This is a genomic window from Thiomicrospira sp. (assembly GCF_014859555.1).
GTDB lineage: Bacteria > Pseudomonadota > Gammaproteobacteria > Thiomicrospirales > Thiomicrospiraceae > Thiomicrospira.
In genome coordinates this window covers 1-19,853 of the sequence record NZ_JACUTY010000040.1, presented here as the reverse complement: position 1 = coordinate 19,853, position 19,853 = coordinate 1, and the positions used below count along the sequence as shown (strand labels likewise).

Here is a 19,853-nt window from a genome sequence, read left to right as displayed (position 1 = left end):
ATCATTTATATTCACCTTTCGCTTGTAAATCGGCATGGTATGACGATCGTACCATCGGGCCGCAGGCCACGTGTGTAAAGCCCAATTCATAAGCTTGGGTTTCGAGTTGTTTGAACTCATCAGGCGTCCAATAACGTTCAACCGCTAAGTGGTGCAGGCTTGGTTGCAAATATTGGCCGACGGTTAACATGTCCACTTGGTGGGCGCGCAGGTCTTTTAAAACCTGAATCATTTCTTCAAAACTTTCGCCTAAACCCACCATTAAACCGGATTTGGTTTTAACCTGTGGGTTGGCTTGTTTAAAGCGTTGCAGCAGGTCAAGTGAGGCCTGATAATTCGCACCCGGACGCGCCTGTTCGTATAAGCGCGGGATGGTTTCTAGATTATGGTTAAGTACATCCGGCGGGGCGATGCTTAGGGTGTCGAGCGCCACGCTTAAACGGCCACGAAAATCCGGCACTAGGCTTTCGATTTGGGTTTGCGGCGCGTGGGTGCGTACGGCTTGTACGCAGTCTAAAAAGTGTTTTGCACCGCCGTCGCGTAAATCGTCACGGTCAACTGAGGTAATTACCACGTATTTAAGTTGCATCGCCTGAATGGTTTTGGCCATGTGCATGGGTTCGTTTGCATCTAAGGGTTTAGGGCGGCCGTGGGTCACATCGCAAAACGGGCATTTACGTGTGCAGATGTCGCCCATAATCATAAAGGTAGCGGTGCCGTGACCAAAACACTCTCCTAAATTGGGACAGGAGGCTTCTTCGCAAACCGTATGGAGTTGATGTTCGCGTAAGATGCTTTTGAGTTCGGCGATACGGTGAATGTCTTTCGCTTTAGGCAGTTTGGCGCGAATCCAACTGGGTTTGGCAAGGCGTTCACGCTCTGGATCGGGGCGATGTTTAAGCGATTTGGTTTTGTATTCGCCTTTGCTCATCGCGGCATTGCGGGCTTTTAAGCCGGTAATTTGATCCAAAGATATTTCTTGTATTTGCTGCATGTTAACCACCAGGTACACCCAGTCTAATTGGACTTGGGTTGAGTTTTGTCGTTGTTTAAATGATTGGCTATTATAGGCCAATTTGATAGGGCTTGTTTAATGCGTTCCACCAGGCCTGGTGCTAGGCTTTGAACCGTTTGTTCGGGATTAAAATGGCTGACTTGGGTCATTTGCATGCCAGTTAGTCCGCAAGGGGTGATGCGTTTAAACGGGGTTAAGTCCATGTTTACATTTAAAGCCAAGCCATGATAACTGCATTGACGTTTAATTTTTAAGCCTAAAGACGCGATTTTTTGGCCGTCCACATAAATGCCGGGGGCGTCTTTTCTGGATGCGGCCGAAATACCCAGTGAGGCTAACAGGTCAATACAGGCGTTTTCGAGTAGGCTGACCAGGGCTCTTACGCCCAGTTGGCGGCGTTTCAGGTCAATCAAGGTGTAAACAATCAACTGGCCGGGGGCGTGGTAGGTAATTTGACCGCCACGATCCGATAATACAAGCGGAATGTCGCCTAGCGATTGTTGGATATGTTCAGGTTGGCCATTTAGCCCTTGGGTAAATACTGGCGGATGTTCAACTATCCAAATCTGATCAGGTGTGTCGGCTTGGCGTTGAGCGGTGAAGCCTTGCATCTGTTGCCAGGTGGTTGAGTAGTCCTGCAATCCTAGGTTTTTAACTTCGATCAACATCCACCAGGCCTGGTGCTTGTTACAGTGTCATAAGCACGTCTGGGTGCTCGTTTAGTTCACCGTAAATGCCGTGGATTTGGTTAATATGAGTGGCGTAAAACTTGATTTTTACCGACACAAATTTGCTGCCTTTGGATTCATTAAGGCGCAAATTCTCACGACTTGCATCCGGCACATGCTTTTGGGTGATGTTGAAGACCAAATCGATAAACTCTTCGCAATGGCGACCCATCGCTTTAAGTTCGAAGTCGCAAGGGAACTCGATTAAGGTATCAATATCTGGGTGGTGTAAATCAGTCATAGTCTTAGTTTGGTTTTATAATTTCGTTTTTATAAGCTTGGTAATGTTGGCGTAAAGTTTGCCAAACTGGCCCGGGTTGGCCTGTGCCAACGGCTTTGCCATTCAATTGGGTAATCGGCAGGGCTTCTTTGGTTGAGCTGGTTAACCAAAGTTCATCCGCTGAATTTAATTCGTCTTGCTGAATATCCCGCTCGATTAAACTTATATGGTGACGCTGGGCGAGTTTTTCAATTACTAAACGTGTAATGCCGGGTAAAATTTTGTGTGAGTTGGGCGGGGTGATCAGGGTTTGGTCTTTTACCATAAACAAATTACTTGCCGAGCCTTCACTAACTGTACCATCCGCTCGTACCAGAATAACGTCATCTACACCGGCGGCTTGAGCTTGCAGTTTAGCCATAACGTTAGGCAAGAGTGTTAAGGCCTTAATATCACAGCGTAACCAGCGAATATCTTCTAGGCTAATTACTTTGATGCCGTGTTGAATGATGTGATTCGCTACGGGTTTAAGTGGGTTAGTGTACGCATAGACGGTAGGCGTTAAATCGGCTGCCGGCAAATGATCACGTGGGATTTGCACGCCACGACTAACTTGCAAATAAATGAATTGATCGGCCCATTCATGACGTTTTATTAACTGCTCAATCATCTCCAACCAGGCCTGGTCGCTCAATGGATTGGTGATAGAGGTGGCATTCAAAGAGTACTTTAAGCGTGCTAAATGCGCCGGCCATTCAAACACTTGGCGTTGATATACTGGGATGACTTCATATACGCCGTCACCAAATAAAAACCCGCGATCCATTGGGGATACGCGGGCTTCATCCATCGGCATAAACTCGCCATCTAAATAGACGATTTGTGAGTTCATATCAGATTAGAGCCATCCGAATAAGTTTTGAAAAAATAATTTAACACGGTCAAATAGTTTCTTGAAAAATGAACCTTCTTCAATTTCAGATAAAGCAATCAAAGGCTTCTCAAGTAGAACTTGACCGTTCAAGTTAATCACTAATTGACCAATATTGTCACTCTGTTGTATCGGCGCGTTGACTTGAGGAGGAAGCGAAGTTTCAACTTTTAAGTTCTGGTATTGACCGCGTGGCACCGTGACAAATAATTCGTCCGCCAAGCCCACCCCTAAGGTGTCACGTTCGCCGCCCCAAATACGAGCGTCAACTAGGCGTTGTGAAGCCTCAAATAACTTATGGGTTTCGAAAAAACGGAAAGCATAGTTGAGTAATTTTTGACTTTCCGAAACACGCTGGGTGGCACTGTCGGTGCCGACTACAATCACAATTATTCGCATGTCATTGCGTTTCGCCGATGATACTAAGCAATAACCGGCTGATTCGGTATGGCCTGTTTTTAAGCCATCTACCGTTGGGTCTTGCCATAGCAAGCGGTTACGGTTGTATTGCGTAATGCCATTAAAGGTAAAACGCTTCTCAGAGTACCAATCATAGAAGTCTGGGAAATCGCGAATTAAGGCTTTAGTTAAGATGCTTAAATCACGTGCGGTGGTTAAATGAGCTGGATTGGGTAGGCCGGTTGCATTTAGAAAGTTAGTGTTGGTCATGCCCAGTTGTTCAGCATACTGGTTCATAATGTCGGCAAAGTTTTCTTCTGTGCGTGCAATGTGTTCAGCCAAAGCGACGCTGGCATCGTTGCCGGATTGGATCACCATGCCTTTTATTAAATCTTCAACCGAAACTTGCTTGCCGACTTCAATGAACATTCTTGAACCCGGCATGCGCCAAGCTTTTTTGCTAATCGTCACCATGTCATCCATTTGGATGCGACCTAACTTAAGTTCGTTAAAGACCACATAACCGGTCATGATTTTAGTTAAGCTCGCCGGTTCAATTTGCATGTCGGCATCTTTTTCACTGATGATTGCATCACTGTGATAATCAATCACAAAGTGCGCGGTTCCAGCGACTGAAGGGGGTACCGGAGATACAAAAGGGGTGTTGGCACGGACACTAGTAGCACTTATGCTCACCGCAAGCAAAACAAAAAATAGTTTGTAAAACGAAGCTTTCATAGAGGGTATATTTGCCATTAAATTATTAAGTTAAAGAATCAGCTTAATTTATCACAAAAGCTTGCAAATCAAAACCTTTGTATAGGAATTCGACTTTAATCCGTCAACATTTTTTTATGGGTGTGGATTGACATTAAAATGCCGAAACTGATCATCAAGGTCACCATTGAGCTGCCGCCGTAACTAATTAAAGGCAGTGGCAAACCCACAACGGGTAAAAGACCGCTGACCATCCCGATATTAACCGTGATGTAGATAAATAAGGTCATGGTAAAGCTGCCTGCTAAGAGTCGACTGAAGTTGTCTTGGGCAAAATAGGCGATCATTAAACCGCGGATTAACACAAAGCTATATAAGCTTAAAAGTATTACAACACCAATCAATCCAAATTCTTCAGCAAATACTGAGAAGATAAAGTCGGTGGTACTTTCCGGTAAAAATTCGAGATGGGCTTGGGTGCTGCCCATAAAGCCTTTACCTTCTATGCCGCCTGAACCGATCGCTATTTTAGATTGGATAATATGGTATCCACTGCCAAGTGGATCGGATTCTGGGTTCATAAAGGTTAATACACGCTGCTTTTGATAGGCGTGCATAAAGTTCCAGGCTACAGGCATACTGATCGCAATGGCGGTTAGCGCACCTATAATGATTTTCCAGGGCAGGCCAGCAAAAAATATCACGAATAATCCGCTCATGGCAATTAAAATGGAGGTACCGAGGTCGGGTTGAATCACAATTAAACCCGCGGTAATGGCGATAATAGTTAAGCCTATTATGAATCGACTGGCAGGGGCTGGGAAATCGCAATAAGCAAATAACCAGGCTACCATCATGGGTAGGGCTAACTTCATCAATTCGGAAGGTTGAAAGCGCACAATGCCAAGGTCTAACCAACGTTGGGCACCTTTACCCATATCCCCAAAAACGAGAACGGCCAGCAACATTAATAGCCCAGCTAAAAAAGCCCAAGGCGTGATCAAGGCAAGGTTGGACGGCGAGACTTGCGCTACGGCTAACATCAGTCCTAAGGCGAATAAAATACGAAAGCCATGTTGTTGAGTGGTTTGTAAGTCGCCGCCAGAAGCACTGTAAACGGTAAGTAAGCTGGTTGATAGAAGTAATATTAAGCCTAGTAATAACCAACCATCCACATGTAGTTTTTGCAACCAGCTTTTTGGTGAGACATACAGCGAATCAGAGGGGGAGATGAGTGAGCGGATCATATTTATTCTAACTCTTTAAGATAGTGGTTCATAGCTTGAATGGCGATGGGTGCCGCCACGCGTCCGCCGCCCCCCGCATTTTCGACAACCACGCTGATCGCAATTTTAGGGCGTGTAGCCGGAGCAAATCCAACAAATAAAGCATGATCGTGTAAGCGTTTATCTAGTTCTTCTTCATTGTATTCACCGTCGTTTAGACTGAAAACTTGGGCGGTTCCGGTTTTGCCTGCGATTTTATAGTCTTTAATGTGACGACCCGCGCCCCAAGCTGTGCCGCGTGGCGTGTGAACGGTATCAATCATGGCATCAATAATGTATTCCCAGTGTTCGCGGTTTTTGATCGGGATTTGTTCAGGTGACTCCAGTGCTTGACCTTTTAAGGTGTGTGGCCGAATGATGCGGCCACGGTTAGCCAGTATTGAGGTGGCCTTGGCCAGTTGAAGAGGGGTAGTTAAGTTGAAGCCTTGTCCGATAGAAGAAATAATCGTTTCACCACGGAACCAGGCTTTGCCGTAAGTCGCCATTTTCCATTGCTGAGATGGCAATATACCGGTGGCTTCACCTGGAATATCTATCCCAGTTTGTGCGCCAAAACCAAATGGTGCAAGGATGTCATGAATCGAGTCAATCCCCATATCTAAGCTCATTTTATAGAAGTAGGTATCGACAGATTCGACGATAGAACGCTGTAAATTGGTCACACCGTGACCGTCACGCCGCCAGTTGCGGTAGCGGCGTTCTTGAAAATCAAAATAACCTGGATCAAAAATGGTGTCATCCATGCCTGTAAAGCCCGCTTCCAAAGCGCCAAGTCCGATAAATGGCTTGGTGGTCGAGCCCGGTGGGTATTGGCCGCGTGAGGCGCGGTTAATAAGGGGTTTGTTACGGTTATGAAGCAGTGCGTTATAGTTGGTGTGACTGATTCCATCAACGAACATATTGGGGTCAAACATTGGGCTGCTGACAAAGGCTAATATTTCGCCATTTTCTGGGTTGATCGCAACCGCCGCTCCACGACGATCATCAAATAGATCCTCTAGGTAGCGTTGCAGTCGAATATCAATCGTTAAGGTCAAGTCTTGCCCGGATATGGGGGGGATGGTTTCTAAACTTCTAATGGTGCGACCTTGTGCATTCGTTTCGATACGTTGCAGGCCTGGGTAGCCTTGAAGTTTATCTTCGTAGAAGTGTTCAATCCCTGTTTTACCAATACTTTCGGTGCCTCGGTAGCGACTTCGGTCAATCGTTAAGTTGTCTTGCTGGCTGATGCGACCAACATAACCCAAAAGATGCACGGCCGATTGGTTTTGCGTATACACCCGTTTTAGACGAGCATTTAGGGTGATGCCGGGAAAACGATAGCTGTTAACAGCAAAACGCGCCGCTTCCGATTCATCAAGCGTATAGGGCAGGATAAGAGCGCGGTGTCGTGGTGTGCGTAGTAAACGTTTTTTAAACTGCTCAAGTGTTTCAGGGCGTATTTCAGGCAGTAATTCTTGGATGGTGTTTAAAGTGTAGTCAAGGTCGTAGACTAGTTCACGCATAAAAGATAAGGAATAAACTGGCTGGTTATCTACTAAGATAACGCCGTTTCGATCATATATTTTGCCGCGTTCGGGAGCGATCGGTTCAACCGATATTCTATTACCTTCTGATAGGCCTAAATAGGCTTCATGGTTAAACCATTGCAGAAAAACCATTCGAGCCATAAAAAGACAAAACACGACAAAGATAATAAACACAGCGAACAGCAAGCGATTTGAGAACAAGGCTTTTTGTCGGATGCGAGACTGGGTTTCATCAAATTGAAGATTATTCAAATTATTCATTTTAGCTGTCTAAAGCGTCGAGATACGATTAGATAATCCACGCATCAATAGCACCAGGCCTGGCCAGATAAATGCGCTAAAAACCGGCATTAACCAATAAAGCAGGGCGGTTTGTTCTGTTAGCGCTGGTGAAAAGAAAAAGTGATGCATGAGTTGATAGAACAGCATATAAAAACCAATAACGACACCTTGTTGCCACAAGCGATAACTGCGGAATCGTAAACGCATGCGTAGCATGATAAATGTCATTAAAACAAACAATAATGAGTGGCTTCCCAGTAATGTTTGATAAAGACCGTCGTATAACAAGCCAATCAGAAAGGCCGTGATGAGGTGCGTATTGCGAAGAAGTTGAACACTCCAGAATAACACCAGTAATAAACCCAGTGGTGGCAGGATAATGAGCAGGTTCTCTCTAAGAGAAAAAACATTAAAAATGATGCCCACCAAGTAGCTGCTGATGACTAGCCAGCGAACTTGGTGGAGTTCGATTTCTTGATACTTATCGCTCATTGTTGTCTCGAGAGTTGGATAAAACCAGGACTTCGTAACTGCTGTTAATATCACTCAAAGGTTTGGCCTTAATGGTTAAATAGCTCATGCCTGGGTTCTGGATTACGCTGGTGACTTCGGCCGCTGGATAACCTGGAGGGAACACCCCTCCTAGCCCAGAGGTTACAAGTATGTCGCCTACTTCAACACGGCTCGACAGTGGTACGAAGTCAAGGTTGAGTCTGTCGTGGCCCAAGCCCGTTAATATGCCGCGCTGGCCGGTGCGTTGAACGCGTACAGGTAATTGGTGATCTGGGTCCGTAATCAGTAGTACCCGGCTACTGACGGGGGTTAGACTGATTACTTGACCCAATACGCCATAAGCATCAATGATGGCTTGGTTAGTTTTTACACCATCCATGCTACCTTTGTTAATGGTTAAGTATTGAGAAATAGGACTTGAACTGTAGTAAAGCACGCTCGCGACGCGTAAAGACTGGGTTGTCATTCGGCCCGTTGTCCCTAGTAAACGTTGTAAACGGTCTAGTTCAAGTTCGGTGCTGTCTAAGCGTTGCAGTCGAACTTTAAGCATTAAGTTTTCTGTTTTAACCTGTAATAACTCACTTTCCAGCAACGCTATATCGGTTACGCCCTGCATGTACCAGTGATGGAGTTGTATTGGCAGGTCGGCGGCTCTTTCAAACGGTTCGAGTGTGGTGGTGATGACGTTACGGAATGACCCCATGTATTGACCGTAGTAGTCAGAGGCCATTAAGAAAATGCTTAAGATGAACACCGTGACAAAGTGGAATCCATCTTGCTGAGGCGGTGTGGCGTTGAGGCTAATGGGAAGGCTCCTAGCTTAAGTTCATGGCACAAGATTAGTCGTGCGAGAATACGTCCATACCTTTTTCGTCCATTAATTCTAATGCACGACCACCGCCTCGCGCGACACAGGTCAGAGGGTCGTCAGCAACAATGACGGGTACACCAGTTTCCTCACTTAAACGTGTGCTCAGGTTGCGAAGTAATGATCCGCCGCCAGTCAATACGATACCGTGTTCTGCGACGTCCGCTCCCAATTCTGGGGGTGTGCGCTCAAGTGCACTGCGAACCGCGCCAACAATGGCCGATAAAGGCTCTTGCAAGGCTTCTAGGATTTCATTGCTGTTTAAAACAAAACTTCTTGGTACACCTTCGGCCAAGTTGCGGCCACGTACTTCAATGGTTTTTGGTTCTGGCTCGTAATAAGCGGTACCGATTTCATGTTTGATTTTTTCAGCACTGGCTTCACCAATCAACATGCCGTAGTTACGACGCACAAACTTAATGATGGCATCATCAAAACGGTCACCACCTACTTTTACGGAATCTGAATAAACAATACCGTTGAGTGACAGGGTCGCGACTTCAGTTGTGCCACCACCAATGTCGACTACCATCGAACCACTGGCCTCACTAACTGGCATGCCAGCGCCAATCGCGGCGGCCATCGGTTCTTCGATTAAGAAGACTTGGCGAGCACCGGCACCAGCGGCGGATTCACGAATCGCGCGGCGTTCTACTTGGGTTGAACCACAAGGCACACAAACTAACACGCGTGGGCTAGGTTGAAAGAATTTAGCTTCGTGTACTTTACGAATAAAAGCTTGCAGCATTTTTTCGGTGACGTGGAAGTCGGCAATGACACCATCCTTGAGAGGGCGAATGGCTTGAATATTACCTGGCGTACGTCCAAGCATTTTTTTCGCTTCATTCCCGACCGCAACAATACTTCGGTTTCCACGACCGTTATCACGAATGGCTACCACAGAAGGTTCATTCAAAAGAATACCCTGGCCGCGCGCGTAAATTAAGGTGTTGGCCGTGCCAAGGTCAATAGAAAGATCATTTGAGAAGAGGCCGAGAATTTTTCGAAACATGGATTTATCCTAAGAAGGGTTCAAAAATAGTGCTGGTATTTTATACCAAATAAAAACGGATTTTTTATAATTTACATGTCAAATGACACAAAACTCCCCGGCTTTTAGCGTTTTTGTGCAAAGTGTCCGTTTTTAGAGAGGAAACTAGGGTTTCTATCGACGTCAAATTTTGTGCGAATCGTGCATCTGTGGTAACTTATAATGCTTTTGCGATTGAGTCAATATGAACGGGTTATTTGTTTTTTTAGCCAATGATTTGATCCCTTTCGCGACACAAACCTGTCAAATAGTACGCATCAATTTGAGGAGTAGACGGTGTCTTTGCAAGTCTCTGAAGTTAAGAAAATTGCCCAGCTGGCGGCGATTGCAGTCGAGCCAGCTGAGTTTGAGTTAGTGAGTAAGAAATTATCCAATATTTTGGATGTATTCGCACAGTTGGAAAAAGCCGATACAGGCGGCATTGAGCCTATGGCGCATCCATTGGATCAAACCCAGCGCTTACGTGATGATTTAGTAACAGAAATCAATCTGCGCGAAAAATACCAAGCTATCGCCCCGTCTACACAAAAGGGACTCTATCTTGTTCCCCAGGTAATTGAGTGATTAACGACATGCATAACTTATCAATAAAACAACTAAGTACTCTGCTGCAGAGTAAAAAAGTCAGCAGTGTAGAACTCACGCGTTATTTTTTAGATCGAATTCAGACATTAGATGGCGAAATTAATAGTTTTGTCACAGTTACGCCTGAGCTGGCGTTGCAAATGGCTGAAGCGGCGGATGTTAAATTAGCGGCCGGTAATGCGCACCCATTAACCGGTATCCCGATGGCGCATAAAGACATCTTTTGTACGGATGGGGTGAAGACCAGTTGCGGCTCTAAAATGTTGGATAACTTTGTCGCGCCTTATGATGCACATGTGGTGAGCCAATTAAAAGCCTTGGATATGCCCATTTTAGGTAAAACCAACATGGATGAGTTTGCGATGGGCTCGTCTACTGAATCCAGTTTTTATGGTGCGACTAAAAATCCTTGGAATCGTCAAGCTGTTCCAGGTGGTTCATCCGGTGGATCTGCGGCGGCGGTAGCCGCAGGCCTGGTGCCTTTTGCAACCGGCACCGATACGGGCGGTTCCATTCGTCAACCAGCTGCGTTTTGTGGTATTAGCGGCATCAAGCCAACTTATGGTGCAATTTCTCGGTTTGGCATGATTTCCTATGCGTCTAGTTTTGACCAGGGTGGCCCAATGGCGCGCAGCGCAGAAGACAACGCTTGGTTATTAAATGCGATGGTTGGGTTTGATGAGCGCGACTCAACTAGCCTAAAAATGGATAAAGTCGATTATACGGCGGGTTTAAACGACTCAGTCAAAGGTTTACGCATTGGTGTACCGGCTGAATATTTTGGTGAAGGTCTAGACCCAGACGTAGCGGTTGTGATTAAGCAAGCGATGGCAGAACTGGAAAAGTTAGGCGCTGAATTGGTTGAAGTGCATTTGCCAAACCAGCATTTAGCGGTGTCGGCTTATTACGTGTTAGCGCCAGCTGAAGCCTCATCTAACTTGTCGCGTTTTGATGGTGTGCGTTATGGCTATCGCTGTGAAAACCCTAAAGATCTAAATGACTTATATACACGTTCACGTGCCGAAGGGTTTGGCGCTGAGGTTAAACGCCGAATTATGGTCGGCGCTTATGCGCTGTCGGCGGGTTATTACGATGCTTATTATTTGAAGGCTCAAAAAGTACGTCGTTTAGTGCGTGATGACTTTATCAAGGCATTTGAGTCTTGTGATGTGATTTTAGGCCCAGTTGCGCCCACCCCTGCGTTTAACTTAGGCGAAAAAACGGACGATCCGGTTAGCATGTATTTAGCCGATTTATTCACGATTCCGGTTAACTTGGCTGGCTTGCCGGCGATGTCGGTACCGGCTGGTTTTGTCAATCAGCGTCCGGTTGGTTTGCACTTGGTTGGCCCTTATTTTAGTGAAGCTAAGCTTTTAAATGTCGCACATCAATATCAGCAAGTGACGGATTGGCATAAACAAACCCCAGAATGGATTGAAGGCGGGAGACAAGCATGAGTTGGGAAACAGTAATTGGTCTAGAAATCCATGCGCAGCTGGCGACACAGTCAAAGATTTTTTCAGGCGCTTCAACCGCTTATGGTGCAGAACCTAATACGCAGGCTTGTGGAGTCGACTTGGCTTTGCCGGGTGTGTTGCCGGTTTTGAACAAAAAAACAGTTGAAATGGCGATTGCATTTGGTTTGGCGGTCGGCGCTGAATTGCCCAAAAAATCGGTGTTTGCACGTAAAAATTATTTTTACCCAGATTCACCCAAAGGTTATCAGATTTCTCAGTTTGAATTGCCAGTGGTGTCAACGGGTGCGATTGATATTGAAGTAAATGGTGAAACCAAACGCATAGGTATTACTCGTGCACACTTAGAAGAAGATGCCGGTAAATCCTTACATGAAGATTTTCATGGCATGACGGGTATTGACTTAAACCGGTCAGGTACACCTTTATTGGAAATCGTATCTGAGCCAGATATGCGTTCGGCTGATGAAGCGATTGCTTACGCCAAAGCGATTCATGAGTTGGTTCAATTTATTGGTATTTGTGATGGCAATATGCAGGAAGGGTCGTTCCGTGTGGATGTGAATATTTCAATTCGCAAACCAGGCGAACCTCTTGGTACACGTACCGAATTGAAAAACATTAACTCCTTCCGTTTTATTGATAAAGCGATTGCGTATGAACTGGATCGCCATATTGATGTGTTAGAAAGTGGCGGCAAGATTGTGCAAGAAACGCGTTTATATGATGCGGATCGTGATGAAACCCGCAGTATGCGGGCAAAAGAAGAAGCCAATGATTATCGCTACTTCCCCGATCCAGATTTACTGCCGGTGATGATCACCCAAGAAGATATTGATGCGGTACGCCAAACCTTGCCTGAATTACCAGCGCAAATGCGTGCACGTTTTATTGAGCAGTATGCTTTGTCGGACTATGATGCGAATCAGTTGACCGCGTCACGTGCCACGGCGGCTTACTTTGAAGGCATGGTTAAGCAGGGCGCGGACTCAAAATTGAGCGCCAACTGGATCACCGGCGATTTATCAAAAGCCCTAAATAGAGATGGTTTATCGATTGCCGATTCGCCGGTGAAAGCCGAAGCCTTGAGTGACTTGGTGAAACGCATTATGGATAACACCATTTCGGGCAAAATTGCCAAGCAGGTGTTTGATGCGATGTGGCAGGGCGAAGGCTCAGCGGATGAAGTAATTGAAAAACACGGCCTAAAACAAATTACCGATAGCGGTGCGATTGAAAAAATTGTGGATGATGTCTTAGCGGCCAATGCCGGCCAAGTTGAGGCTTATAAAAATGGTCAGGAAAAGCTGTTTGGTTTCTTTGTGGGTCAAGTCATGAAGTTATCAAAAGGCCAGGCGAACCCGGCTCAGGTCAATGAGTTGTTAAAGTCCAAGCTGAGCTAAAAAAAGAAAAAATATTACAGTCGTAAAATTGGGCCTTGAAAGCCCATAAAAAACCTTTATATTAGACCAAGGTTTTGACTTTGAGTTATCAATCACGTTTTAAACAGGAGGAAAACAATCCATGAAACGTATCGGTTTATTTTTGTTAACGAACATCGCGGTCATTGCTGTGGCTTCGATTGTTCTCAGTTTACTGGGTGTGGGTTCAACCCTGCAAGCAAACGGGGTCGATTTAGATTTAGGTAATCTATTGATATTTGCCGCCGTATTCGGTTTTGCGGGTTCATTCGTGTCTTTGGCTTTGTCGAAATTTATGGCAAAAAGAATGACGGGTGCAAAGGTGATCGAAAACCCAACTACGGCGGATGAAAAATGGTTGGTTGAGACGGTTCATCGTTTTGCTGATAAAGCGGGGATTGGGCATCCAGAAGTCGCGGTTTATAACGCACCAGATCCAAATGCGTTTGCAACTGGGATGAATAAAAACAAAGCGCTTGTGGCGGTTTCTTCTGGTTTGTTACGCCATATGGCACGCAATGAGGTGGAAGCCGTATTGGCTCACGAAGTGGCCCATATTGCCAATGGCGACATGATTACGATGTCATTATTGCAGGGTGTGGTGAACACCTTTGTTATTTTCTTTGCTCGTGTAGCTGGGCATTTCGTGGATCGTATTATTCTTAAAAATGAACAAGGTCATGGCATTGGCTATTTTGTGGCTTCATTCATTTTCGAAATTATCTTCGGTATTTTGGCAAGTGTCATTACGATGTGGTTCTCACGCCGTCGTGAGTTTCATGCCGACAATGGTGGCGCTTATTTGGCCGGTAAAGAGAATATGATTGCCGCCTTGCGTCGTTTAAGTTCGATGCAGCCTGGTGAATTGCCAGACCAATTGGCGGCGTTTGGTATCTCGGATCGTCCTAGCAAGTTTGGTGCATTATTTATGTCGCACCCGCCGCTAGAAGATCGGATCGCCGCGTTAGAGGCGACACGTCAAGAAGAGCTTAAAATCGCTTAATTTTCAATTAAGTAACAACAAAGGTGCCAGGCCTGGTGCTTTTAGACTAAGCCCGCTTTAATATTTTAAAGCGGGCTTTTTTTATTAGGGGCAAAAAGTTTTAAACCTGCGCTTGAGCTTCAGCCTGAATACGTTTGATCATGTGATACAGTCCGGTTGAGCGATTAGGTGACAAGTGCTGCAATAAGCCGGTTTGGGACAAGAAATCTAACGGCATATTGATAATTTCATCTGGCGTTCGCCCAGAATAGACACGAAGTAAAACCGCAATTAAGCCAGCGACTATGGCGGCATCGCTGGTGGCTTGCATATAAAGGCGGCCATCGCGTTCTTCTATGTGAATCCAGACTTGTGACTGGCAACCGTGAATTCGATTCGCTTCGGTTTGGTACTCTTCAGGCATAGGCTCTAATTGTTTGCCCATGTCGATAATGTATTTATAGCGATCTTTCCAATTGTCAAAATAGTTAAGGCGCTTAATTAGATCGGCTTGGATTTCATCAATATTAGTCGGCACTTCGGGTTCCTTTTTTGGATTTATAAGCTTAATTTTAACGGATATTGGCCGGCTTGCACAACGAACTCAACTTTTAACCAAACATTCAGGCTAACTCTTGCTAAAATGGCGTTTTATAACCCTAATTGAATATGCTACTAATGATGCAGAGAATTTTTCGAAAACTCCGTCGCTTTTTGAGTAAAGCCCCCAATCCGCCAGGTCAAACCGCCGGTCATCCGACCCAAAATCGAATTTCTCGTAATGATCATAAAGTATCCCGACAAGCTATTGATAAAAGCGCTTTGGATGTTTTGTATGGCTTAAAGCGCGCCGGTTACGATGCTTATTTAGTCGGTGGTGGGGTGCGTGATTTGTTATTGGGTTTAGAGCCTAAAGATTTTGACGTGGTCACCAATGCCTCTCCGGAAGAAATTAAATCAATTTTTAAACACAAGTGTCAGTTAATCGGGCGCCGGTTTCGTTTAGCACATGTGCGTTATGGTCGTCAGATAGTTGAAGTGGCGACTTTCCGTGGTGGTGATGATCAGGGGAACGATCGACAAGTCGATTCCGCCGGTCGCGTATTGCGTGATAATGTTTATGGCACCTTGGAAGAAGATGTTTGGCGTCGTGATTTTACAGTCAATGCGCTTTATTACGATATTAAAGATTTCAGTATTGTGGATCATGTTGGCGGAATGGCCGATATTAAAGCCGGTCAATTACGTTTAATTGGCGATCCCCAAACACGTTATAGAGAAGACCCAGTTCGGATGATTCGAGCGATACGTTTTGCCGCTAAGCTCGGGTTTGCGATTGAACCCAAAACTGAAAAACCTTTATTTGAATTGGGACCATTGCTCGAAGACGTATCGCATGCACGTATGTTTGAAGAGGTGTTAAAACTCTTCCATAGTGGCGTGGGTATCGAAGTGTTTGAAAAGTTGCGTCATTATGACTTGTTCAAGCATTTGTTCCCATTAACGGATGCCATGCTGGGAACCGATGTCGAGCATTTTCCTCGTCAGCTGGTCATCGAGTCGCTTAAGAGTACCGATAAACGCATTCAAGAGGATAAACCGGTTAATCCGGCATTTTTGTTTGCCGCGTTTTTGTGGGAGCCAATGATGTTACGTCGTCAGGCGCATTTAGATTCGGGCATGTCACCACAAGATGCGATGTTTGCCGCAGCGAATGATGTATTAGAGCAGCAGATTCGCCGCACTTCGATCCCTAAACGTTTTACAGCTCAAATTCGCGATATATGGAGTTTGCAATTTAGATTGCCTAAACGTTTTGGCGCCAGAGCGGCTCAGCTGCGCGCGCATCCGCGGTTTCGTGCAGCTTACGATTTTATTGGTATACGATTAGCGTCTGGCGAGTTAGAGTTGGCCGAAATCTTTAATTGGTGGACGGAGTATCAAGAAAAAGACGCGATTGAACAAATCGCGTTTGCTAATGAATTAAAAAGGCCCGAACGCACACCTAAAAAACGTCGTTCAGGGCGTAACATTTATCGTCGCAAGCGAGACACCGACAGCCGTGAATAAGCCTTGGTTTCGAGTCGCGATTGGGCTGGGGAGTAATTTAGACAATCCGGCTGAGCAAATTAAAACCGCGGTGCAAAATCTACAAGCGCTGGATTCGATTCGGCATGTTGTTTTATCCGATTTATGGCTTTCTAAACCTCAAGGGCCACAAGACCAGCCCGACTTTGTGAATGCGGTGTGTGTGTGTGAAACTTGCTTAACGCCCGCCGCATTATTGGCGGCTTTGCAGACAATTGAACAAGATCAAGGTCGCATTAAACAACGTCACTGGGGTGAGCGTTTGATTGATTTAGATATTTTACTTTATGCTAACCAGCTGATCGAACAACCAGGCCTGGTGGTTCCACACCCATGCATGACGCAGCGCGATTTTGTGCTGATTCCACTCGCCCAAGTTTGGCCGGAAGATGACTTACCGAACTTGGGTAAACTTACAGAATTAATCGCTAATTTAGATCAGTCGTTTATCCTTAACCAATCCTCGGCTGAGACTCAATTGGACACTAAATAAAGGCAAAACATGAAACGCAACTTGGTTTACTTTCAAAGTTTAAAAAAACAGTCACAACCCATTGTGTGTTTGACGGCTTATGATGCCGCCTTTGCACATTGTGCGGCTAAGGCGGAGGTGGATGTCTTATTAGTTGGTGATTCGTTGGGTATGGTGGTGCAAGGTCATCACAATACTTTATCGGTCACCTTAGATGAGATGGTTTACCACACTAAACTCGTGCAGCGAGGTAATCAACAGCAGGCCTGGTGCATTGCCGATTTACCATTTATGTCGGATGCAAGTCTTGAACAAGTTTTGCAGAGCAGTGCGCGCTTAATTAAAGAAGGCGGCGCGGACATGGTGAAGCTTGAAGGCGGTACACGAGTTTTGGCGTTTGTTGAAACCTTAACCCAGCTAGGGATTCCGGTTTGTGGCCATTTAGGTTTGCTGCCGCAGTCGGTTTTGAAGAAAGGCTACCGTGTTCAGGGTCGCGATGAAGCCGAGGCGCAGCGTTTGCTTGATGAAGCCTTAGCATTGCAAGAAGCTGGGGTCGATATGCTGGTGTTAGAGTGTGTGCCATCTGCCTTAGCAGAACGAGTCAGCAAAGCCTTAAAAATTCCGGTCATCGGCATTGGTGCGGGGGTTAATACCGATGGGCAGGTGTTGGTTGTTTACGATATTTTGGGTTTAACGCCAGGCCACACCCCCAGTTTTAGCCATAATTTTTTGCAGGGTGCAAACAGCATTAACCAGGCAATGACAAGTTATGCAGATGCTGTGCGCAATCGTCGTTTTCCGGCTTCAGTGCATGAGATGAAAGCATGATCGAATTGTCAAGCATTCAAGCTTTGCGTCACCAAGTTGCAGCCTGGAAACAAGCCGGTTTACGAGTGGGTTTTGTGCCCACCATGGGCAACTTGCACGCAGGGCATTTGAGCTTGATTGAACGCGCTTCTCAACAGGCCGAACGGGTAATAAGCAGTGTATTTGTTAATCCTTTGCAGTTTGGAGAGGGAGAGGATTTTGAACGTTATCCTCGAACGCTAGCGGAGGATGTCGCTAAATTAAACTCGGTTAATTGTGATGCGTTGTTTGTACCCAGCGTAAATGAAATGTATGGTTCAAACCAAGCTCAGACACAGTTATTAGCCGCGCCAAGTTTAACGCAACTCTGGGAAGGCGCCAGCCGCCCAGGGCATTTTGATGGGGTGGCCACGGTGGTGGCAAAACTATTTAATTTGGTGCAGCCGGATCTAGCGGTATTCGGTCAAAAAGATTATCAGCAGTGGTGTGTGTTGCAACAAATGGTGGCCGATTTAAACTGGCCAATCGAATTGATTAAAGCACCGATAAAACGAGATTCTGATGGATTGGCTTTAAGTTCGCGTAATCAGTTCTTAAATGAAAAACAACGTAAAATTGCCCCTGGGTTATACTTAGAGCTGCAGAAAATTGCCCATGATGTGACAAGTGCAGGTAGGGTCGATTTTGCCTATTTAGAACAGGAGGCTATACAAAATCTGCTTAGACATGGCTTTGACCAGGTGGATTATGTGGCGCTGGTTGATCCAGTCAGTCTACAAAAACTGACACAACCGCAAGATAAAATAACGATATTAGCGGCGGCGTGCTTGGGTTCTACGCGTTTGTTAGATAACATAGAACTTGATTTGAGCTAAGCCATAATCCAGACACAATGCTGGGCATGGTTCTAACACCTAACTTCTCAGAGGGTGCGCATACAATGAGTTTTTCGACCCTAATCGGTTTATTGGCCGGCATCATCATCATTACGATGGCGATGTCGGCCGGCTCATCTATTTATCTTTTTGTTAATATCCCTGGCTTAATGATTGTGGTCGGCGGTACGTTGGCGGCGACTATGATTCGCTTTTCGATGGCCGATAGAGCTTTGTTGCGGTCGGCGTGTCATTCCAAGCCGTGAAGCTCAGGAGCGAGACGCGAGATCTTTCCGAGTTAATTGATTTAACAGAGGATTTAATTCGTTTGTCACGCAAGGGTGGCATGCTCGCCTTAGAGAATAAGTCGATTGATAATGTGTTTTACCAAGATGGCGTGCGGATGTTAGTCGATGGCTATGATGCCGACTTGGTACAAAAAACACTCAAAGAAAAGAATAGTTTATTTAATGAGGTGGCGGATACCAGTTCGGGTGTGTTTCGCGCCATTGGTGAGGCGGCTCCAGCTTTCGGTATGATTGGTACCTTGGTCGGGTTAATTCAAATGTTGGCTTATTTAAGTGACCCAGAAACCATTGGGCCTGCTATGGCCTTGGCGTTGTTAACCACCTTGTATGGTGCATTAATTGCAAACTTGTTTGCCTTGCCGATGGCGGATAAGATCGAGTCGTGGGCGCATGATGAGTCTTACAGACAGCATATGATGATTGATGCGGTAAATTGCATAGCAAACGGCGTTAATCCAGCGATTATGCGTGATTTGTTGCATTCATATTTGGAGGTGGGCTCATCCAAAAAGGTCGAAAATGTCTAGAAAATTTCGTCAAAAAATGCCCTGGTTGATAACTTATGCTGACATGGCTACGCTATTATTGGCATTTTTTGTCCTACTCTATACCGTCTCGAGAGTCGATCAACATCGTTATGAACAGATAGTACGCTCATTAACCGAAACTCTTACCCAGTCAGCCGAGCTTTCATTGGTTCAAGAATCGTATTTTCGGCCTATTGCACCGCCTATTTTTGATATGGGCTCGGATAATCAACCTATCAGCAGTTTGTTAGAAATCTACGAAATGTTGAAAGATACCTACAGTGAAGAGGTTGATCAGCAGCAGCTACAGATGTCATTTGATCCAGACAAACAGCGGATACAATTGGTGTTTCCCGAGTTAGTTGCGTTTGACTTAGGCCGTGCTGATTTGCAACCGCGCTTTGTGACGATGTTGCGTAAGTTTTCTAATTTATTGCGCGGTAATGTTCAGGTTAAAGTAGTGGGGCACAGTGATCGGTTACCGATTATAGGTGGCCGTTTTAGGTCTAACTGGGAGCTATCAGGTGCGCGTGCGGCCGCGGTGATTGAGCAATTTATTCGTGATGGTGTGATCCAGCCACAGCAGGCGATGGCCATTGGTTTGGCCGATACCCAGCCGATTGCAAAAGGCGATGATTTGACGGATTATGCCATGAACCGGCGAGTTGAAATCTTAATTGAACCGCTAGAAGTCAGTGAGTCTAGTCAGCCAAACTAATAAATGGGCACCTCGATTAACCCCTGATTCATTCTGGCAACGCCAAGTTTTTCAGA

At 45.7% G+C, this 19,853-nt stretch carries 22 protein-coding genes; 11 read left to right on the top strand and 11 right to left on the bottom strand.

What is annotated here, in order from left to right:
• Nucleotide 1: 1 nt before the first annotated feature.
• The 10 genes from lipA to IBX48_RS07345 form a co-directional block, all read right to left on the bottom strand.
• Nucleotides 2–994 carry a lipoyl synthase gene (gene lipA / locus IBX48_RS07390; RefSeq protein ID WP_296832520.1) on the bottom strand — a complete coding sequence of 331 codons (993 nt, stop codon included), beginning with the start codon at nt 992–994 and terminating at the stop codon, nt 2–4.
• Nucleotides 995–1,017: 23 nt separating this feature from the next.
• The gene (gene lipB / locus IBX48_RS07385) at nt 1,018–1,683 is read right to left on the bottom strand and encodes a lipoyl(octanoyl) transferase LipB (protein WP_296832517.1); all 666 of its coding nucleotides are present in this window, start codon (nt 1,681–1,683) and stop codon (nt 1,018–1,020) included.
• A 19-nt stretch (nt 1,684–1,702) separates the two neighbouring features.
• On the bottom strand, nt 1,703–1,984 hold the full coding sequence (locus IBX48_RS07380; RefSeq protein WP_296832514.1) for a DUF493 domain-containing protein: 282 nt from the start codon (nt 1,982–1,984) through the stop codon (nt 1,703–1,705).
• A gap of 4 nt (nt 1,985–1,988) precedes the next feature.
• Nucleotides 1,989–2,855 carry a D-amino acid aminotransferase gene (locus tag IBX48_RS07375; protein ID WP_296832512.1) on the bottom strand — a complete coding sequence of 289 codons (867 nt, stop codon included), beginning with the start codon at nt 2,853–2,855 and terminating at the stop codon, nt 1,989–1,991.
• A 6-nt stretch (nt 2,856–2,861) separates the two neighbouring features.
• Nucleotides 2,862–4,031 (bottom strand): D-alanyl-D-alanine carboxypeptidase family protein, encoded by a 1,170-nt coding sequence (locus IBX48_RS07370; RefSeq protein ID WP_296832510.1) that lies wholly within the window; start codon nt 4,029–4,031, stop codon nt 2,862–2,864.
• A gap of 95 nt (nt 4,032–4,126) precedes the next feature.
• Entirely contained in the window at nt 4,127–5,257 is a 1,131-nt protein-coding gene (gene rodA, locus IBX48_RS07365; protein ID WP_296832508.1) for a rod shape-determining protein RodA, read from the bottom strand.
• Between the two features lie 2 nt (nt 5,258–5,259).
• Entirely contained in the window at nt 5,260–7,086 is a 1,827-nt protein-coding gene (mrdA, locus tag IBX48_RS07360; protein WP_296832506.1) for a penicillin-binding protein 2, read from the bottom strand.
• Between the two features lie 9 nt (nt 7,087–7,095).
• Nucleotides 7,096–7,599 carry a rod shape-determining protein MreD gene (gene mreD, locus IBX48_RS07355; protein ID WP_296832504.1) on the bottom strand — a complete coding sequence of 168 codons (504 nt, stop codon included), beginning with the start codon at nt 7,597–7,599 and terminating at the stop codon, nt 7,096–7,098.
• Nucleotides 7,589–8,350, bottom strand: a complete 762-nt coding sequence (gene mreC, locus IBX48_RS07350) for a rod shape-determining protein MreC (protein ID WP_296832499.1) — start codon at nt 8,348–8,350, stop codon at nt 7,589–7,591. The genes mreD and mreC overlap by 11 nt, the downstream gene beginning before the upstream one ends.
• A gap of 109 nt (nt 8,351–8,459) precedes the next feature.
• Nucleotides 8,460–9,500 (bottom strand): rod shape-determining protein, encoded by a 1,041-nt coding sequence (locus IBX48_RS07345; RefSeq protein WP_296832496.1) that lies wholly within the window; start codon nt 9,498–9,500, stop codon nt 8,460–8,462.
• A 315-nt stretch (nt 9,501–9,815) separates the two neighbouring features.
• Here IBX48_RS07345 and gatC point away from each other — a divergent pair, with 315 nt between their 5' ends.
• From gatC to htpX, 4 genes are all read left to right on the top strand, one after another.
• Entirely contained in the window at nt 9,816–10,103 is a 288-nt protein-coding gene (gene gatC / locus IBX48_RS07340; RefSeq protein ID WP_296832493.1) for an Asp-tRNA(Asn)/Glu-tRNA(Gln) amidotransferase subunit GatC, read from the top strand.
• Between the two features lie 8 nt (nt 10,104–10,111).
• Nucleotides 10,112–11,581 carry an Asp-tRNA(Asn)/Glu-tRNA(Gln) amidotransferase subunit GatA gene (gatA, locus tag IBX48_RS07335; RefSeq protein ID WP_296832488.1) on the top strand — a complete coding sequence of 490 codons (1,470 nt, stop codon included), beginning with the start codon at nt 10,112–10,114 and terminating at the stop codon, nt 11,579–11,581.
• Nucleotides 11,578–13,002, top strand: a complete 1,425-nt coding sequence (gatB, locus tag IBX48_RS07330) for an Asp-tRNA(Asn)/Glu-tRNA(Gln) amidotransferase subunit GatB (protein WP_296832486.1) — start codon at nt 11,578–11,580, stop codon at nt 13,000–13,002. The genes gatA and gatB overlap by 4 nt, the downstream gene beginning before the upstream one ends.
• A gap of 121 nt (nt 13,003–13,123) precedes the next feature.
• The gene (gene htpX, locus IBX48_RS07325) at nt 13,124–14,023 is read left to right on the top strand and encodes a protease HtpX (RefSeq protein WP_296832483.1); all 900 of its coding nucleotides are present in this window, start codon (nt 13,124–13,126) and stop codon (nt 14,021–14,023) included.
• Between the two features lie 100 nt (nt 14,024–14,123).
• Here htpX and IBX48_RS07320 read toward each other — a convergent pair whose 3' ends face one another.
• Nucleotides 14,124–14,540, bottom strand: coding sequence for a SufE family protein (locus IBX48_RS07320; protein ID WP_296832480.1), 417 nt, complete (start codon nt 14,538–14,540; stop codon nt 14,124–14,126).
• 140 nt (nt 14,541–14,680) lie between these two features.
• Here IBX48_RS07320 and pcnB point away from each other — a divergent pair, with 140 nt between their 5' ends.
• The 7 genes from pcnB to IBX48_RS07285 all read left to right on the top strand — a co-directional run bounded on the left by pcnB (nt 14,681) and on the right by IBX48_RS07285 (nt 19,797).
• Nucleotides 14,681–16,072, top strand: a complete 1,392-nt coding sequence (gene pcnB / locus IBX48_RS07315) for a polynucleotide adenylyltransferase PcnB (protein ID WP_296832477.1) — start codon at nt 14,681–14,683, stop codon at nt 16,070–16,072.
• A complete protein-coding gene (gene folK / locus IBX48_RS07310) occupies nt 16,065–16,583 on the top strand; it encodes a 2-amino-4-hydroxy-6-hydroxymethyldihydropteridine diphosphokinase (protein WP_296832474.1) in 519 nt (172 codons plus the stop codon). Before pcnB ends, folK begins: the two co-directional genes overlap by 8 nt.
• Nucleotides 16,584–16,592: 9 nt before the next feature.
• Nucleotides 16,593–17,390: a 3-methyl-2-oxobutanoate hydroxymethyltransferase gene (gene panB / locus IBX48_RS07305; RefSeq protein WP_296832471.1), complete on the top strand. Its 798-nt coding sequence runs from the start codon at nt 16,593–16,595 to the stop codon at nt 17,388–17,390.
• On the top strand, nt 17,387–18,244 hold the full coding sequence (gene panC, locus IBX48_RS07300) for a pantoate--beta-alanine ligase (RefSeq protein WP_296832468.1): 858 nt from the start codon (nt 17,387–17,389) through the stop codon (nt 18,242–18,244). Before panB ends, panC begins: the two co-directional genes overlap by 4 nt.
• 65 nt (nt 18,245–18,309) lie before the next feature.
• Nucleotides 18,310–18,510 (top strand): hypothetical protein, encoded by a 201-nt coding sequence (locus IBX48_RS07295; RefSeq protein WP_296832465.1) that lies wholly within the window; start codon nt 18,310–18,312, stop codon nt 18,508–18,510.
• Entirely contained in the window at nt 18,492–19,079 is a 588-nt protein-coding gene (locus tag IBX48_RS07290; protein WP_296832463.1) for a MotA/TolQ/ExbB proton channel family protein, read from the top strand. Before IBX48_RS07295 ends, IBX48_RS07290 begins: the two co-directional genes overlap by 19 nt.
• Nucleotides 19,072–19,797 carry a flagellar motor protein MotB gene (locus IBX48_RS07285; RefSeq protein WP_296832460.1) on the top strand — a complete coding sequence of 242 codons (726 nt, stop codon included), beginning with the start codon at nt 19,072–19,074 and terminating at the stop codon, nt 19,795–19,797. The genes IBX48_RS07290 and IBX48_RS07285 overlap by 8 nt, the downstream gene beginning before the upstream one ends.
• Nucleotides 19,798–19,853 lie beyond the last annotated feature (56 nt).

Excerpts from the sequence above, each read along its gene's own strand:
- gatB (WP_296832486.1), top strand. The coding sequence starts at position 11,578 with ATGAGTTGGGAAACAGTAATTGGTCTAGAAATCCATGCGCAGCTGGCG.
- lipA (WP_296832520.1), bottom strand. The coding sequence starts at position 994 with ATGCAGCAAATACAAGAAATATCTTTGGATCAAATTACCGGCTTAAAA.
- panC (WP_296832468.1), top strand. The coding sequence starts at position 17,387 with ATGATCGAATTGTCAAGCATTCAAGCTTTGCGTCACCAAGTTGCAGCC.
- IBX48_RS07380 (WP_296832514.1), bottom strand. The coding sequence starts at position 1,984 with ATGACTGATTTACACCACCCAGATATTGATACCTTAATCGAGTTCCCT.
- IBX48_RS07375 (WP_296832512.1), bottom strand. The coding sequence starts at position 2,855 with ATGAACTCACAAATCGTCTATTTAGATGGCGAGTTTATGCCGATGGAT.
- lipB (WP_296832517.1), bottom strand. The coding sequence starts at position 1,683 with ATGTTGATCGAAGTTAAAAACCTAGGATTGCAGGACTACTCAACCACC.
- htpX (WP_296832483.1), top strand. The coding sequence starts at position 13,124 with ATGAAACGTATCGGTTTATTTTTGTTAACGAACATCGCGGTCATTGCT.
- IBX48_RS07285 (WP_296832460.1), top strand. The coding sequence starts at position 19,072 with ATGTCTAGAAAATTTCGTCAAAAAATGCCCTGGTTGATAACTTATGCT.
- IBX48_RS07295 (WP_296832465.1), top strand. The coding sequence starts at position 18,310 with ATGAGTTTTTCGACCCTAATCGGTTTATTGGCCGGCATCATCATCATT.
- IBX48_RS07345 (WP_296832496.1), bottom strand. The coding sequence starts at position 9,500 with ATGTTTCGAAAAATTCTCGGCCTCTTCTCAAATGATCTTTCTATTGAC.
- rodA (WP_296832508.1), bottom strand. The coding sequence starts at position 5,257 with ATGATCCGCTCACTCATCTCCCCCTCTGATTCGCTGTATGTCTCACCA.
- IBX48_RS07370 (WP_296832510.1), bottom strand. The coding sequence starts at position 4,031 with ATGAAAGCTTCGTTTTACAAACTATTTTTTGTTTTGCTTGCGGTGAGC.
- pcnB (WP_296832477.1), top strand. The coding sequence starts at position 14,681 with ATGATGCAGAGAATTTTTCGAAAACTCCGTCGCTTTTTGAGTAAAGCC.
- panB (WP_296832471.1), top strand. The coding sequence starts at position 16,593 with ATGAAACGCAACTTGGTTTACTTTCAAAGTTTAAAAAAACAGTCACAA.
- mreC (WP_296832499.1), bottom strand. The coding sequence starts at position 8,350 with ATGGCCTCTGACTACTACGGTCAATACATGGGGTCATTCCGTAACGTC.
- mrdA (WP_296832506.1), bottom strand. The coding sequence starts at position 7,086 with ATGAATAATTTGAATAATCTTCAATTTGATGAAACCCAGTCTCGCATC.
- mreD (WP_296832504.1), bottom strand. The coding sequence starts at position 7,599 with ATGAGCGATAAGTATCAAGAAATCGAACTCCACCAAGTTCGCTGGCTA.
- gatA (WP_296832488.1), top strand. The coding sequence starts at position 10,112 with ATGCATAACTTATCAATAAAACAACTAAGTACTCTGCTGCAGAGTAAA.